Consider the following 16031-nt stretch of genomic DNA (forward strand, 5'->3'; position numbering starts at 1 on the left):
TACAAAAGCAAGGCCGACAACCGCAAGGTTGTCGGCCTTTTTTATTAGCGCAGTAAGATGTCGTAAGCCCTGGGATGGCGATAGCTTGTTCCTGGTGCGTATATTGGGCATTCTGTTGACCCATTTGCCGGGCAGGACCCTTGCTGTATGAACCTTCGTGATCTCGAATATCTGGTGGCACTGGATGAGGAAAAGCACTTTCGCAAGGCGGCCGAGCGCTGCTTTGTCAGCCAGCCAACCCTGAGCGGCCAGCTACGCAAGCTGGAGGATGAACTCGGGGTGATCCTGATTGAGCGCACCTCACGCAAGGTTCTGTTTACCCCTGCAGGGGATGCCATGGCCCAGCAGGCGAGACGTGTGCTCAAGGAAGTGCGTGAGCTCAAGAGTATCGGCCAGCATTTTTCAGAACCCATGTCGGGGGAGATCCATATCGGATTTATCCCGACGGTGGGGCCTTACCTGTTGCCCCGTATCATTCAAGCCCTGCGCGAGAGCTTCCCCCAGCTGGAATTCTACCTCTATGAAGAGCAAACCCAGAGCTTGCTCAAGCGGCTGGAGGAGGGAGAGCTGGATTGCGTCATTCTGGCCGAGATGGCTGGCATGGAGGGCTTTGGCTCTATCCCGCTTTATCACGAACCGATGTGGCTGGCAGTGCCTTGCCAGCACCCGGAGGCAAGAGCCAAAGAGGTGCCGCTCGGACATCTCAAGGGCAAAAAGTTGCTGATGCTGGAGGATGGCCACTGCCTGCGGGATCAAGCTATGGGCTTCTGCTTTGCCGGCGGCATCGGTGAGGATCAGCGGTTCAAGGGAACCAGTCTGGAGACACTGCGCAACATGGTGGCTGCTGGTAGTGGCATGACCCTTATCCCCCGTCTGGCCGTGCCTGCCGATCGTGATGAAGGGGGCGTCAGTTATCGACCTGTTATCGATCCGGTTCCCGGTCGCACGATCTCTTTGCTCTACCGTCACTACTCGGTACGTCGCCCATGTTTCAATGAACTGGCAACCAAAATCGCGGGCTTGATGAAGGTCGCTCTGGCGCAATAAAAAAACCGGCAGCGCAGGCTGCCGGTTTGATTTGAACCATTTGAGCTGATTTAGAAGATATCGTCGGTGGAGACGGGGCCTTCTACATTCGGATTATCTCCGCCATACACCTGATTGCCATCAGAGGTCGGTGTCGCATAGCGGGTCGGTTCGGTTCCTTCCTTGAAGTATTCATCGGTACCGCCACCTGTGGCCAGCAGTCCTGTCTCACTGTCAATCTTGACGGTCATGATCCCTTCCGGCACCGGCATCTTGTGCTCGGGGATATTCTTGAGCGCCACCTTCATGAAGTCGATCCAGATAGGCTGAGCTGCGCCACCACCAAACTCGGCACGGCCCAGACCACGCTGGTGGTTGTCAAACCCGATCCAGGATGTGGCGACAATATCCGGGGTATAGCCGGAGAACCAGGCATCACGAGATTCGTTGGTGGTACCGGTTTTACCGGAAATATCGTGACGCTTCAGGTCACGCGCTGCACGCCAGCCGGTACCGCGCCAACCGTTACCACCCCAGATGGCGGTGCTCAGGGTATCGGTAATGAGGAAAGAGCTCTGGGCACTGATGGTATGCGGAGCTATGGCAGCAGTGGCACTGGGTGCAGCTCCTTCAGTGGCAGGTGCAGTTTGTACGGTCTGCTGCTGCGGGTCGCTCTGCTGTTCGCAGGTGGTGCAGGCGATCGCCGGATTGGCTTGATAGAGGGTGTTCTCCTGGCTGTCGGTTACCTTGTCGATAAAGTAAGGGGTGACAAGGAAACCGCCGTTGGCCAGTACCGAGTAGCCGCGCACCACTTCAAGAGGCGTGAATTCGGCAGCGCCCAGCGCCAATGCTTCATGAGGTGAAATGAAGTCGCGCGGGAAACCGAAGCGGGTCAGGCCGTCGATATAGGTATCGAGGCCAATGGCGCGCATCAGACGTACCGACATGACGTTCTTGGACTTGGCGAGACCCAAACGCAGCGGTGTCGGACCATCGTAGACGGCCGGCGAGTTTTTGGGTTGCCACATTGGCCCCTTGGAGGGATCCCACTGGTTGATCGGGGCGTCGTTGATTAGTGACGCCAGGGTATAACCATGCTCCAGCGCGGTGGCATAGAGGAAAGGCTTGATGTTGGAACCAATCTGGCGACGTGCTTGATCAACCCGGTTGAACTTGGAGAGTTCGAAGCTGAAGCCACCGACCAGCGCTTCCAGCGCACCATTTTTCGGGTTCATGGCAACCAGTGCCGCGTTGACATCCGGGATTTGAGCCAGCAGCAGCTCTTCGCCCTGCTCGCGAACCCAGATCCGGGCGCCCACTTTCAACACATCCCGCGCTGATTTGGGGGCATAGCCCTGGCGGTCGTCGGTAATAAAGGCGCGAGCCCACTTGATGCCATTCCAGCCAAGGGTGGCTTCTTTGCCATTTTTTAGAACCAGGGTGGCATTACGGTCATCCAGCTTGGTGACGACGGCAGCCATCAGCGGATCATAGGTAGGCTGTTTGGCCAGATGGGCGACGATCTGCTCGTAGTCCCAGCTCGGCTCGCCAGCTTTCCACAATTGTTCGCTCGGTCCGCGGTAGCCGTGGCGCATGTCGTAGGCAAAGACACCATCCAGCAGGGCCTGTCTGGCCGCGCGCTGACGTTCGGCAGAGACGGTGGTGTAGACATGCAGGCCCATGGTGTAGGCATCTTCACCAAACTGCTCGACCATTTTCTGGCGCACCATCTCACCCAGATAGGGGGCATGCAGGGTCACTTCGGCGCCGTGATAACGAGCCTTGATCGGCATCTTGGAGGCTTCGTCAAACTGGGCCTGAGTGATCTTGCCTGTTTCCAGCATCCGACCCAGCACCACATTGCGGCGTGCAAAGGCGCGCTCCGGCGAACGGATTGGGTTGAGCATGGAGGGGGCCTTTGGCAGACCGGCGATGATGGCGATCTCGTCGAGTCCCAAATCTTTTACTTCTTTACCGAAGTAGACCTGGGCTGCTGCGCCGACACCAAATGCACGGTAACCAAGGGGAATCTTGTTGAGATAGAGCTCGAGGATCTCATCTTTGGAGAGGTTTTGCTCAATCCGCCAGGCAAGGAAGACCTCCTTGATCTTGCGGATCAGGGTCTTCTCGTTGCTCAGGAAGAAGTTGCGGGCAACCTGCTGGGTGATGGTACTGGCACCCTGACGGGCTTGGCCGGAGACAGCCCAGACAGTTGCTGCGCGCAGGATGCCGATGGGGTCGATCCCCGGGTGCTCATAGAAGCGGGCATCTTCCGTTGCCAGCACGGCATCGATCATCGGCTTTGGAATTTCATCCAGACGCAACGGAATGCGACGGATCTCGCCATATTGGGCGATCAACTCGCCATCACGACTATAGACCCGCATCGGAGTTGCCAGTTTGACGTCACGCAGTGCAGTAACGTCAGGCAGTTGAGGCTTGATGTAGAAGTAGATACCGATGAGGCTGGCAACACCCAGCACAGCACCCAGCATCATGACAATAAACAGGCGAACGAGCCATTTCAGCATGGAAGAACTACCAATCGTCTTAAAATTAGCCAACGGGCGCAGAGTATAGCCCTTTTGCTATCTGGAATTCGAGGTTTTCCTGTGGCGAGCCACCCACCTCGAAGGATGCGAGAGGTTAGCACTCCGGGGCGCAATAACCAAGGAGACGCCTTCCGATTAAGAAAGCGAGGCAAGTCACTTTTCGGTATAAACTTTATGACATTGATAGATAGAGCATTTAGGATAGCCAAAGACCTCTTCGGGTGGGCTGTCCTACACTCAACCCAGAAACCAAACCCAATAACGCATGGATGTGTATATGTTTGGGCTATTCAACAAGGGATCCCTCCTCCCGTTGGTGGGCGTTGATTTTGGCAGTCAGACCATCAAGGCGGTCACCCTCAGTGGACGTCCCGGCAAGCTGCATATCGATTCCGTCGCAGATATCGTTACCCCGAAGGGGACACTGGTGGATTACCAGTTACAGGATATCGAGCGAGTCAGCCAGTCCCTCAAAAGCCTTAAACGCCTGCTCCCCGGTAACAGCGACTATGCCGCCACGGCTGTGACTGGTTCCAATGTGATCACCAAAGTTATTCAACTTGATGCCGCTCTCAGCGATAAGGAACTGGAGAATCAGGTTCAGCTCGAGGCCGAGCAAATCATTCCTTTTCCGCTTGATGAGGTCAGCCTCGATTTTGAGGTGCTGGGTAATAGTCTTAACAATGAAGAACGTCTTGATGTGCTGCTGAGTGCAGCACGAACCGAAAGTGTGAATGGCAGGGTTAGTGCGCTTTCAGAGTCAGGTTTTATGGTCAAAGTGGTTGATATCGGGTCACACGCACTGGGACGTGCTGTGGTGACTTGTCTGCCTGAGCTGCTGGAAAACGAACGGCCTGTGGGGGTAATTGATATCGGTGCCACCTCAATGACCTTTGCTGCACTGGTTAAGGGAGAGGTTATCTACTCCCGGCTGCAAAACTTCGGTGGCGATCAATATAGCCAGGCACTCTCCTCCTTTTATGGCATGACGCTGGAAGAAGCAGAGCAGGCCAAGACCAAGGGCACGCTACCGGTGGATCACGAACTGGATGTACTGATGCCCCATATCAACTCACTGCTTCAGCAGGTTCGCCGCAATATTCAACTCTTTTGCAGCTCTTCCGGCTATCGGGAAGTGTCCAGGCTGGTGTTGAGCGGTGGAGGGAGCCTGTTGCCGGGCCTGGTGGTGCAGCTGAAAGAGGAAGTCAACTGCGAGGTATTGCACCCGGATCTCTTTGCCTTGTTTGGCAAACCCAAAAGTGAAGTCGAGCAGTCACATGGTGCCAAATATATGACTGCTTTCGGGCTGGCCTTGAGGAGTTTCACTCCATGTCAAATATAAACCTCCTGCCCTGGCGCGAGGTACGAGCACAGCGCCAGAAGAAACAGTTCGGTGTCTTATTGGGAGCCTTTGTGCTGGCGACGGTTGCACTCGGGTTTTTTGTCGACTGGTTGGTTGAACATCAGGTGGGCTCACAGCAGCAGCGAAATCAGCGTCTTGTTCAGGAGATGGCTATTTTGGATGCGCATCTGGGTGAGATCCGGTTGCTCAAGGAGCGGCGCAAAGAGCTGATCGACAGAATGCAACTGATTGAGCAGTTGCAGATGCGCCGCAACTTGCCGGTTCGCCTCTTCAACCAACTGCCATCTTTGGTGCCTAACGGGGTTTATCTCAACACTCTCGCCTTGCAGAACAATACGATAGATGTAAATGGCAAGACGGAGGCATATGGTCGGGTAGCCAGCATGATGCGCAGGATTGATGCTTCCGGTTGGCTGGGGCAGTCCAAGATCAGCACTATTTTTACTGCCGACGTTGAGCCTGTTTCCCTCAGTCAGTTTTCCATGATGTTCCTTATCGCCAACAATGCGGCAGCTGCCGATGATGCGAACAAGGAGAAAAAATGAATCTGCAGCAACTCAATGAGCTGGATTTCAACAACATAGCGAGCTGGCCCAAGGCTGCAAAAGTGATCTTTATTCTGTTTTGCTGTGTGTTGACTGGTGGGCTCCTCTACTACTACGTGATAGCCAATTCACTGGCTGTGCTGACACAAGAAACGGAGAAGGAGACTGAACTGAAGTCTCAGTTTGAGAGCAAAGCGATGCTTGCTGCGAACTTGGGGGTATACAAGGCTCAGATGGTTGAGCTGGAGCATCTGGTTGATACCCAGCTTAAGCAGCTGCCCAATACTCATGAAGTAGCGGGGTTGCTGGATGACATCAGTTTTATTGCCACTGATAACGGCTTGAAGCTGAATCGAATTAATTGGGAACCTGAGGTGAAACACGAATTTTCGACCGAGCTTCCCATGCGTATCGAGGTGGTAGGAACCTATCATGAACTTGGCAAGTTCACGGCTGACATGGCGGCGTTACCTCGCATCGTCATCCTCGACTCCTTTACGCTCGATCAGAACAAGGATTCGGGAGACCTGATCTCGATGTCGATGCTGGCCAAGACCTACAAATATAACGGCAAAACAGTGGGGTCTAAATAATGAAGCGTATCTGCTGGTTGTTACCTGCTCTCCTGCTGGCGGGGTGTGGTGGCCAGGAGGACATGGATTCCTATATTGCCGACGTTAAAGCAAGGCCGCCAATCCCCATTGAACCATTGCCGGAGCTCAAGCCATTTTCTCCCATGCACTACCAACAACAGGAGTTGCGTAGTCCCTTCATGATGCCTCAGCCCGAGGCGAGCAGTGGGGCAGAGAATAGTGCCAAGCTAAAGCCTGATTGTGCACAAGTAGTAAGCGATCGGGAAAAAGAGGTGCTGGAGAATTACTCGTTGGCCAGCCTGTCGATGCAAGGTTCATTGGCCAAGGCCGGACAATTGTGGGCGTTGATCCGAACTCCCGATGGTCAGTCTATGCGGGTCGGGCTAAACCAGTATATGGGGCTTGATCAGGGGCGGGTCATCAAAATTACCGATACTGCAGTGGATTTGCTGGAAACCATACCGGATGGGAAGGGGTGCTGGGTAACAAGAGAAACCCAGTTGGCCATGGCCAATACGCAGGCAAAACAATAATCAGGGATGAGCAGCAATGAGAAGAACAATGGAACATGTAACCAAGGTGGCCCTGCTGTTTTGTGCCAGTGCCTTTACCCAGGCCTGGGCGGTTGCAACCCTGCAAGAGATCAAGGTCAATCCTCTGCTTGCTGACCAACTGCAGCTTGAATTGAGTTTTAGTGAACCAGTCAGCAGTTTTACCGATCGTCTCTCTTACCAACCCAATCAGCTACTGTTACATATTCCCGGTGCAGTAGGTGCCCTCAAGGTCAATCCGTTACCAATCCAGAGACAGGGGGTTGATAACATCAAGGTGGAGGGTAAAGGCGCCGGACTTGATATCAAGATCGCGCTTGATCAGCTGGCCCCCTACCAGGTACAGCAGCAGGGGAGCAAATTGCTGGTATCGCTGGGGGAGGGGGCATCAACTGCGTCTTTTAGTGCACAGAGTGCTCTGCTGACCCCAGCTGCGACACCTGCTTCTACTTCAGCAACGCCTGTCACCACATCGGCATTGATCAATTCCAACGTTGTAGCCAGTTCGCAGTCTATTCAACCGCAGGCGGCCTCAACGTCCTCAGCCAAACCCGTTCTCAATAATTATCAGAACAGCGGCAGTGGCGCCTATTTCAATACGGTAACTGGCGTTGATTTTCGTCGTGGCAAGGATGGTCAGGGCGAGTTTCTGGTAACACTGGACAACAGCTCCGCAGCGGTGGATGTGAGCAGTCGCGGCCAGACTGTGATGGCCAAATTCCACGGTACCAGCGTGCCTGACGGCTTGCTCAACCTTATCAATGTGCAGGATTTCGCGACCCCGGTTTCTCAGGTCGAAGTGTCCCGTCAGGGCAGTGATACCCTGTTCGAATTATCGGTAAATGGTCAGTTTGATTATCGTTATGATCAGGCAGACAAAATGTTCACTATCGAGGTGAAAAAGCGCACGGCTGCGGCTGGTTCCAAGCAGTATCAAGGAAAACCCATCTCATTGAACTTTCAGGATATTCCTGTAAGGACCGTGCTGCAGCTCATTGCTGACTTCAATAACCTAAATCTGGTTACCACCGATTCGGTGTCCGGTAACATCACGCTGCGTCTTGATGGCGTACCCTGGGAGCAGGCACTCGATATCATCCTGAAGGTGCGTGGGCTGGATAAGCGGCTGGACAACAATATTCTGCTGGTTGCTCCTGCTGACGAGATTGCTACTCGCGAGAAACAGCAGTTGGAGAGTCGCAATCAGGTTGCTGATCTGGCACCGCTTTACACCGAATATCTGCAGATCAACTATGCCAAAGCATCTGAAGTCGCGGCGTTGCTCTCCTCCCAGAGTACCAAGCTGCTCTCGTCCCGCGGTGCGGTCAGTGTGGACGAGCGTACCAACGTGCTGGTGGTAAAGGATACGGCTGAGGTGATCAGCAATATCAAGCGAATGCTGGATATTCTCGATATACCTGTCAAGCAGGTCGTTATTGAAGCTCGCATGGTGACCATTGACGACGGCTTCGATGAGGCGCTCGGGGTGCGTTGGGGAGTGACCAAGAATGATGGCCATGGCAACAGCACCTCGGGCTCCATCCAAGGTAACGATACTTCGGGTAATAACAACGGTACGTCGGCGATTACCAGACCTACCGTTGATGATCGTATGAACGTCAATCTGCCTGTGACCAATGCTGCAGGCACACTGGCCTTTCAGGTGGCTCGTCTGGCTGATGGCACGCTTCTGGACCTTGAACTCTCTGCGCTGGAGAAGGAGAGCAAGGCCGAAATCATCGCAAGCCCCCGGGTAACCACCGCCAACCAGAAACCGGCGCTGATTGAGCAGGGTACCGAGATCCCCTATGTGGAGTCCTCTTCCAGTGGTGCTACCTCTGTTACCTTCAAAAAGGCGGTACTGAGTCTGAAGGTGACTCCGCAGATCACTCCCGACAACCGGGTGATCCTCGATCTGACCGTGACGCAGGATACCAAGGGTGAGACAGTGCCGACCGGCACTGGCGATGCGGTATCCATCAACGCCCAGTCCATCACCACCCAGGTGCTGGTGAACAATGGCGAGACCCTGGTGCTTGGCGGTATCTACCAACAGACCATCAAGAGCGATGTGACCAAGGTGCCGCTACTGGGGGATATTCCCGGATTGGGGGCCCTGTTTCGCAAGACAACCAGCGAGAACAAAAAGCGTGAGCTGCTGATTTTCGTCACACCCAAGATAGTCACCGACGCTTTTTGAATGCTTTACATGTGAGGGTAAAACACATATAACCTTACGCCCCAACAAGGCTGGGGCGTAAGGGCTGCGGTTGCCAGTCCCGATTTCTATTGAGATAATCCCCCACCTGATCCATCGCAAGATAAGGTTCACAGGTACCCCGATCCAGTATTTATCGGGGTCGTACAGTTTGTAATTACTAACGAAAAGACATGGCTGAGAAACGCAATATTTTCCTGATAGGTCCCATGGGTGCGGGCAAGAGCACCATAGGTAGACATCTGGCAGAACAACTGCACATGGAGTTTTTCGACTCAGATCATGAGATTGAGCGCCGCAGTGGTGCTGATATCAGCTGGGTGTTCGATGTTGAAGGCGAAGAGGGTTTTCGGATCCGCGAAGAGAAGGTGATCGGCGAGCTGTCCGAACAGCAGGGTATCGTGCTGGCGACCGGTGGCGGTGCCATCAAGAGTCGCGAAACTCGCAATAAACTCTCTGCTCGTGGCATCGTGGTCTACCTCGAAACCACCATTGAAAAGCAGCTGGCGCGTACACAACGCGACAAGCGTCGCCCTCTGCTGCAGACCGAAGAGCCAGCTCGTGAAGTGCTTGAGCGTTTGGCACAAGAGCGTAATGCCCTGTATGAAGAGGTTGCCGACTTTGTTGTGCATACCGATGAGCAGAGTGCAAAAGTGGTTGCCAATCAAATCGTCAAGCTGATCGGTATGTAAACAAGAGGACGTCCATGGAACGGTTGAAGGTTGAATTGGGTGAACGCAGCTATCCCATCGAGATAGCTGCAGGCTTGTTGCAGCGTGCTGATGTGCTGACATCGGCTATCAAGGGCAAGCGGGTAATGATAGTGACCAACACGGTCGTTGCCCCGCTCTATCTTGAGCTGGTTACCTCCCGACTCTCCGGTTTTCAGGTCGAGCACCTGATCCTGCCGGATGGCGAGGCTTACAAGAACCTGGCAACCTTCGAGCAGATCATGTCTGCTCTGCTTGAAACCAACCATGGGCGCGATACGACACTGATCGCTCTGGGGGGCGGTGTGATCGGGGATGTGGTGGGCTTTGCGGCAGCAAGCTATCAACGTGGCATTCCTTTTATCCAGATCCCGACCACCCTGCTCTCCCAGGTTGACTCCTCTGTGGGCGGTAAAACCGCTGTCAACCACCCCCTCGGCAAGAACATGATTGGGGCTTTTTATCAGCCCAAACAAGTTGTTATCGATACCGAATGTCTGAGTACCTTGCCCGCCCGCGAATTTGCCGCAGGGATGGCCGAGGTGATCAAGTACGGCATCATTTGGGATGCTGATTTCTTCAGCTGGCTGGAGCAGAACATGGTTCTGCTGCAACAGCTTGATCCTGCCGCGCTGGCCTACGCCATCAAGCGCTGCTGCCAGATCAAGGCGGATGTGGTCGGTCAGGACGAGACCGAGCATGGCGTACGAGCACTGCTCAATCTGGGCCACACCTTTGGTCATGCTATCGAAGCGGAACAGGGCTACGGCAACTGGCTGCACGGTGAAGCGGTGGCGGCCGGTATTATGCTGGCTGCCTGGACGGCTCAGGCCCGTGGCGAGATGACCGAGCTGGAAGTTGCTCGCGTTCGCGCTCTGCTGCTGGCGGCAAACTTGCCGATCAAGGCACCGGCCGAGATGGATTTTGCTGCTTTTATTCGCCATATGCGTCGCGACAAGAAAGTACTGGAAGGCAAGCTGCGTCTGGTTTTGCCGGTCGGTATCGGTCATGCACAGGTGGTTGCAGATGTCTCCGACGCAGAGCTGTTGGCGGTGATCGAGTCAGGTCGTGAGTAAACTCCTTCAATTTCCTTCCCAGCGGCAGCTGGTTGACCGGCTGCTGCATCTGATTGAGTTCAATCACCCTTTTATCTTTCTCTCCGGCAAGCCCGGGAGCGGTCGCGGTACCCTCTGCGAGTCATTGCTCGGCAAACTGCCGGAAAAAGTACGCGTCGTCAGCCTGATAGGCACTCCTGCCATGAAGATGGTGGATGTGCGTCAACTGCTGTTGCCTCAAGTGGTGGCCCGCCCGTTGTTCAACCCGCAGGATGCGCTGGCTGACAGCTTCTTTCGCATGCTGGAGGGGAGCAAACCTGCCACCCTGTTGCTGATGATTGAGCGGGCAGACGAGCTGCCTGCCGAGCTGCTGGGTGAGCTGTGGGCCATCAGCCGCCACAACGATACGCTGGCGGCACCGCATCGCCTGGCCATCATCGTCTCCGGGAGCGATCACTGGTGTCGCAGCCAGCGGCCTCTGCTCAAAGGGCGAGCCATGCCGGCGCTGGAGCTGGAGGTGCCGCCACTGAGCCCACCGGAGCAACGCATCTTCTTGTATGAAAAGGCCAAAGAGCTCAAGATCCCCACGACCCTCTTGCCCAAGGTCAAAGTGGAAGAGATCCTGACTACGGCGAATGGACATCCGTCCACCATCATGCAGTTATTGGAGGATATCATGACCGACAGAAGGCCCAAGAAGCGCCAGGCCGAGTTGCCCGTCAAGAAGATTGCCACCGTCATCGCGGTGGTGGCTGGTGGTCTGCTGGCGATGAGCTATCTGCTGCCTGCGCTGTTTAGCAGCGACAGCAAACCTGCCATGCAAGACCCGGCTCAGACAACCCCCTTGCCCATTCAGGTTTCAGGCGGCGATCCCCTGACCGTCGGCAGTGGCAATAGCAGCCAGCAGGCTGCGCAGGATAATGGCAGCGGCGGTGCAAGCAGTGCCACTGGCGTAGTGAAGGATTGGCAGCCGGAGGCCAAGGTACTGCCCAAGTCGGTCGACAGCGATACCGTCACGACCGAATCCACCAACTACGAGGGGCGCCGGGTGGTGATCTCCGATGAGGTGGTGCAAAAGCTGATGAGCGAGCCCAAGGTGAGCGGTGCATTGCCGACCGATGTGGTTGACGAGCTGACCGGCAAAGGCCCTGCGGTGGCGAGTGGTGCTGGTGCGACTGGCACGGCCACGACCACTGCCAAGGCAGTGACCAGTGCGCCGGTTACCGCAGCGAGCAAAACTGCTACGCCTGCGGCAACCACCCGCAGTGAACCGGCCGCCGCGCCAGCGCCCAAGGTGGAGCTCACGCCCGTGGCGACTCTCACCAAGAAGCCGCGCAACCACTACAGCATCCAGTTGATGGGGGCGAGCAACACCAAGGCGGTGGATCAGTTTGTTGCCGAGCATGGTTTGGCGGGCAAGGTGTGGGTCTATCAGACCAAGTTCCGCGGTAGCCCCTGGTATGTGGTTCTGCAGGGGGATTACGCTGGTTTGAGCCAGGCCAAAAGCGCCATTCGCAAACTCTCCCCCGAGCTGCTGAAAGGGCAGCCCTGGCCCAAGTCGTTTGCACAGGTACAAAAAGAGCTGAAGCAATAGCCTTGATACCGGATAAGGGGGTAGAATCGACCCCCTTTTTGGGTCTTGCCTTCTTACACACCGGATTTCCATGAAAAAAACACGCGCTTTTTTAAAATGGGCCGGGGGAAAATACTCCCTGGTTGAAGAGATCGCCGAGCGTTTGCCAGCCGGGCGTGTGTTGCTGGAGCCTTTCGTCGGGGCCGGTTCTGTTTTTCTCAATACCGACTACGACGCCTATGTGCTCAATGACATCAATCCGGATCTGATCGCCCTCTATAACCATCTCAAAGAGACACCGGATCATTTCATCGACGAAGCGCGCAAGCTGTTTGTGGCCGAGCATAACCACAAGGCTGCCTACTACCGGCTGCGAACCCAGTTCAACCAGACCGATACCAGCTTCGAGCGCTCCCTGCTGTTCCTCTTCCTCAACCGCCACGGCTTCAATGGCCTGTGCCGTTACAACAAGAAGGGGGGCTTCAACGTCCCGTTTGGTTCCTACAAAAAGCCCTACTTCCCGGAGAAGGAGCTGTGGGCCTTTGCCGAGAAGGCACAGAAAGCGACCTTTATCTGCGAAAGCTACGCCGATGCCATCAAGCGGGCCGAAGAGGATTGGGTTATTTACTGCGATCCTCCCTATGCGCCGCTCTCGACCACGGCGAGCTTCACCACCTATGCAGCCGGCGGCTTTACGCTGGACGATCAGGCGGTACTTGCCCGTCTGGCGCGGCACACCGCGGCCCATAAGGGCGTGCCTGTTCTGATCAGCAATCACGACATCGAACTGACCCGCGAGCTCTATCGCGGCGCCCGTCTCGACGAGATCCTGGTCAAGCGCACCATCAGCCGTAACGGCGGTACCCGCAACAAGGTGGCCGAGTTGCTGGCGCTCTATCCGCCCGGAATCGAACCTGAGCAGGGCTACTACCCCAGCGACAGCGAGCTGCTGCCGCTGAGCTAGCAACAAGACGGCACCTTCGGGGGCCGTTTTTGTTTGGCGAGCCGACCTGAATGGAAGCAGGGTAGGGGATTGCCCCATTTCTCCCGGTTTCGAGTCGTTTTCGCCCGCCATTTACGTTAAAATTGCGCCGCTTTTTCTCCCTGGCTGCCAATGGATGATGCTGATGAAAGACTTTCTGATTGCCCCCTCGATCCTCTCTGCCGATTTTGCCCGTCTGGGTGACGACGTAGCCAAGGTACTGGCTGCCGGTGCCGACGTGGTTCACTTCGACGTGATGGACAACCACTATGTCCCCAACCTGACCATTGGCCCCATGGTTTGTCAGGCGCTGCGTGACTTTGGTATCGAGGCCCCCATCGACGTGCATCTGATGGTCAAGCCAGTGGATCGCATCATTCCCGATTTTGCCAAGGCGGGTGCTTCCCTCATCACCTTCCATCCGGAAGCCTCCGACCACGTTGACCGCTCTTTGGGCCTGATCAAGGAGATGGGCTGCCAGGCCGGTCTGGTGCTCAATCCGGCCACCTCACTCTCCTGCCTCGAGTATGTGATGGACAAGCTGGATGTGATCCTGCTGATGTCGGTCAACCCGGGCTTCGGTGGCCAGAGCTTCATCCCCGGGACCCTCGACAAGCTGCGTCAGGTGCGTCGTCTGATCGACGAGAGCGGCCGTGACATTCGCCTCGAGATCGATGGTGGGGTCAAGGTCGACAATATCCGTGAAATCGCCGAAGCGGGTGCCGACATGTTCGTCGCCGGCTCTGCCATCTTCGGCAAGCCCGATTACAAAGCGGTGATCGACCAGATGCGTGCGGAGCTGGCTCATGTCAAACGCTGAGCGCGCATTTGATCTGGTGCTGTTCGACCTGGACGGCACCCTGATCGACAGCGCCGCCCAACTGGCGCTGGCAGTCAATCTGACTCTGGCTGATCTGGGTCTGGAACAAGCTGATGAAGCGGTTATTCGTACCTGGGTCGGCAATGGTGCCGACAAGCTGATCCAGCGGGCCCTTGCCTATCGCGAGGCCGACCCCGAGCTGTTTGCCAAGGCCCGTCCGATCTTTTTCCAGCACTACAACGCCTGTTTGCTGCAGGGATTGGCCATGTATGATGGGGTTGCCCGGAGTCTGCGCCGCTTGCAAACCCTGGGCTACAAGCAGGCGATCGTCACCAACAAGCCGAGCGATTTCGTGGCCCCTATCCTCGATGCCCTTGGCATCAGCGATTGCTTCGAACTCTGGCTTGGCGGCAACTGCGTGCCGGTCAAGAAACCGAGTCCGGAGCCCTTGCTGCACGCCTGCCAGGAGCTGGGGGTGAGTCCGGCTCGTACCCTGATGGTGGGTGACTCCGAAAATGATGTGCTGGCTGCCAAGGCGGCCGGCATGAAGGTGGTGGGGCTCACCTACGGTTACAACTATGGCCGCCCCATTGCCGACTCCCGGCCCGACTGGGTGTTCGAACACTTTTCCCAGCTCGATGCGCTGCTGAGCTAAGCGCGCCGCCGGACTGGCTGAATTACAAGGATTACTACTCTTATGACCAAACCAATCGTATTGAGCGGGGCGCAGCCCTCCGGTCAGCTGACCATCGGCAACTACATGGGCGCGTTGCGTCAGTGGGTCAATATGCAGGATGAGTACGACTGTCTCTACTGCATCGTCGACCTGCATGCCATCACCACCCGCCAGGATCCGGTTGCCCTGCGCAAGGCCTGTCTCGATGCGGCCGCCCTCTATCTGGCGGTCGGAATCGATCCCAAGAAGAGCACCGTTTTCATCCAGTCTCACGTGCCGCAGCACGCCGAGCTGGGCTGGATCCTCAACTGCTACACCCAGATGGGTGAGCTGTCGCGCATGACCCAGTTCAAGGACAAGTCCGCCCGTTTCGAGAACAACGTCAACGTCGGCCTGTTCGGTTATCCGGTGCTGATGGCCGCTGATATTCTGCTCTATCAGGCCAATCAGGTGCCGGTCGGCAACGACCAGAAGCAGCATCTCGAGCTGACCCGCGATATCTGCACCCGCTTCAACAACCTCTATGGTGAGGTGTTCACCATGCCGGAGCCCTTCATTCCGACCGAAGGGGCGCGGGTGATGAGCCTGCAGGATCCGACCAAGAAGATGTCCAAGTCTGATGACAACGAGGCCAACTTCATCGGCCTGCTGGAAGATCCCAAGCAGATCGTCAAGAAGATCAAGCGTGCGGTGACCGACTCCGACGATCCGGCCGTGGTTCGTTTCGATCCGGAAAACAAACCGGGCGTCTCCAACCTGCTGACCCTGATGTCCGGTGTGACCGGCCGCTCCATCCCCGAGCTGGAACAGCATTTTGAAGGCAAGATGTACGGTCACCTCAAGACCGAAACCGCCGAGGCGGTTGTCGCACTGCTGGAGCCGATTCAGGCCCGTTTCAATGAGCTGCGTCAGGATGAGGCCCATCTGATTGCGATTTTGGCCGAAGGGGCACAAAAGGCGCGTGAAAGGGCTGAAAAAACTTTGACCAGCGTATATGATGTAGTCGGCTTCGTTCCTCGAGCCTGACATACTGGGAAGGTGTAGTAGAAGAGAGCTGGGTATTTGCCTGGCTTTCTTTATTTTCCCCAGCTCTATTTTTGTTTGATTTTATTATTCCAACCCGGGATATATCCCCAAGAGTACCCATGTCTGTTCAACCGAATATTTCAATTGAAGAGCTGAGTGACAAAGGTCACTGGCTGCGCAAGTTTCGCAAGGCGAAAAACCTCAATACACTGCAATTGATGGTCTCCAATGCCATCGACAAGCATCACAAGACCGCTGCCATCGCTGCCGCCATCTATCTGGCCGAATGTCAGCGTGAGCGGGAAATGGAGCAGGGTCGTTTTCTCGATCGTTAATTCTCC

General features: G+C 55.8%; 15 protein-coding genes. 14 read left to right on the plus strand and 1 reads right to left on the minus strand.

Annotation, left to right across the window (positions count from 1 at the left end):
- Positions 1–147 precede the first annotated feature (147 nt).
- Positions 148–1047, plus strand: coding sequence for a DNA-binding transcriptional regulator OxyR (oxyR, locus tag AAHA39_RS14695; RefSeq protein WP_108570795.1), 900 nt, complete (start codon positions 148–150; stop codon positions 1045–1047).
- 50 nt (positions 1048–1097) lie between these two features.
- Here the strand turns inward: oxyR and AAHA39_RS14700 are convergent, their stop codons facing one another.
- Positions 1098–3557 (minus strand): penicillin-binding protein 1A, encoded by a 2460-nt coding sequence (locus AAHA39_RS14700; protein WP_104014096.1) that lies wholly within the window; start codon positions 3555–3557, stop codon positions 1098–1100.
- Between the two features lie 298 nt (positions 3558–3855).
- Between AAHA39_RS14700 and tapM the strand changes: the two genes are divergently transcribed.
- The 13 genes from tapM (at position 3856) to AAHA39_RS14765 (ending at position 16025) form a co-directional block, all read left to right on the plus strand.
- Complete coding sequence (gene tapM, locus AAHA39_RS14705; protein ID WP_320657254.1) at positions 3856–4920, plus strand: PilM family type IVa pilus assembly protein TapM; 1065 nt, start codon at positions 3856–3858, stop codon at positions 4918–4920.
- Positions 4908–5486, plus strand: coding sequence for a PilN family type IV pilus biogenesis protein TapN (gene tapN / locus AAHA39_RS14710; protein ID WP_041210017.1), 579 nt, complete (start codon positions 4908–4910; stop codon positions 5484–5486). Before tapM ends, tapN begins: the two co-directional genes overlap by 13 nt.
- Entirely contained in the window at positions 5483–6079 is a 597-nt protein-coding gene (gene tapO / locus AAHA39_RS14715) for a PilO family type IV pilus biogenesis protein TapO (protein WP_033112649.1), read from the plus strand. Before tapN ends, tapO begins: the two co-directional genes overlap by 4 nt.
- Positions 6079–6612, plus strand: coding sequence for a pilus assembly protein PilP (locus tag AAHA39_RS14720; RefSeq protein ID WP_033112648.1), 534 nt, complete (start codon positions 6079–6081; stop codon positions 6610–6612). Before tapO ends, AAHA39_RS14720 begins: the two co-directional genes overlap by 1 nt.
- Before the next feature lie 16 nt (positions 6613–6628).
- A complete protein-coding gene (locus tag AAHA39_RS14725) occupies positions 6629–8830 on the plus strand; it encodes a type IV pilus secretin PilQ (protein ID WP_320657253.1) in 2202 nt (733 codons plus the stop codon).
- A gap of 191 nt (positions 8831–9021) precedes the next feature.
- A complete protein-coding gene (aroK, locus tag AAHA39_RS14730; RefSeq protein WP_033113859.1) occupies positions 9022–9540 on the plus strand; it encodes a shikimate kinase AroK in 519 nt (172 codons plus the stop codon).
- A 14-nt stretch (positions 9541–9554) separates the two neighbouring features.
- Entirely contained in the window at positions 9555–10634 is a 1080-nt protein-coding gene (gene aroB / locus AAHA39_RS14735; protein ID WP_156853139.1) for a 3-dehydroquinate synthase, read from the plus strand.
- Positions 10627–12207, plus strand: a complete 1581-nt coding sequence (locus AAHA39_RS14740; RefSeq protein WP_320657252.1) for an SPOR domain-containing protein — start codon at positions 10627–10629, stop codon at positions 12205–12207. Before aroB ends, AAHA39_RS14740 begins: the two co-directional genes overlap by 8 nt.
- 70 nt (positions 12208–12277) lie before the next feature.
- A complete protein-coding gene (locus AAHA39_RS14745; RefSeq protein ID WP_033113856.1) occupies positions 12278–13150 on the plus strand; it encodes a Dam family site-specific DNA-(adenine-N6)-methyltransferase in 873 nt (290 codons plus the stop codon).
- A gap of 163 nt (positions 13151–13313) precedes the next feature.
- Positions 13314–13988 carry a ribulose-phosphate 3-epimerase gene (gene rpe, locus AAHA39_RS14750; protein ID WP_041210023.1) on the plus strand — a complete coding sequence of 225 codons (675 nt, stop codon included), beginning with the start codon at positions 13314–13316 and terminating at the stop codon, positions 13986–13988.
- Positions 13975–14643 carry a phosphoglycolate phosphatase gene (locus AAHA39_RS14755; RefSeq protein ID WP_182925985.1) on the plus strand — a complete coding sequence of 223 codons (669 nt, stop codon included), beginning with the start codon at positions 13975–13977 and terminating at the stop codon, positions 14641–14643. Before rpe ends, AAHA39_RS14755 begins: the two co-directional genes overlap by 14 nt.
- Positions 14644–14685: 42 nt before the next feature.
- On the plus strand, positions 14686–15690 hold the full coding sequence (trpS, locus tag AAHA39_RS14760; RefSeq protein ID WP_019446357.1) for a tryptophan--tRNA ligase: 1005 nt from the start codon (positions 14686–14688) through the stop codon (positions 15688–15690).
- 119 nt (positions 15691–15809) lie between these two features.
- Positions 15810–16025, plus strand: coding sequence for a hypothetical protein (locus AAHA39_RS14765; RefSeq protein ID WP_019446358.1), 216 nt, complete (start codon positions 15810–15812; stop codon positions 16023–16025).
- Positions 16026–16031: the final 6 nt, after the last annotated feature.

It is taken from the genome of Aeromonas sp. SE22, from assembly GCF_038739755.1.
In the GTDB taxonomy this organism is placed as follows: Bacteria; Pseudomonadota; Gammaproteobacteria; order Enterobacterales; family Aeromonadaceae; genus Aeromonas; species Aeromonas jandaei.